The 260-nt window shown below is 68.5% G+C and carries 1 protein-coding gene; it reads right to left on the bottom strand.

Annotation, left to right across the window (positions count from 1 at the left end; all coding sequences use genetic code 11):
- The coding region (locus AX685_RS22725; protein WP_197418640.1) for a hypothetical protein at window positions 1-260 on the bottom strand (260 nt) is incomplete at both ends.

Here is a 260-nt window from a genome sequence, read left to right on the forward strand (position 1 = left end):
GTATCAAGCCGAGCCGCCATTTGGCTCGCCGCAACTGACGAATCGGACCCAGCACGCGCCGCGGGTCGAGCATCGCGCCGGGGCGTCCACCCTTGAGGCTCGAGGCCTGCGCACGCGCGATCTCGACGAGGTCGTCCTTGCGGCGAACGAGCTTCGCATAGATCGCGCGCAGCTCGCCGGCCGTGGCGGCGGGCTCGTCAGGCCAGTTTGCAAATGCGGCCTCGATCAGGTCGGCAGCGGTCGCTTCTCCCTTCAATCGC

The organism is Sphingomonas sp. CCH9-F2, from assembly GCF_001556735.1.
GTDB lineage: Bacteria > Pseudomonadota > Alphaproteobacteria > Sphingomonadales > Sphingomonadaceae > Sphingomonas > Sphingomonas ginsenosidimutans.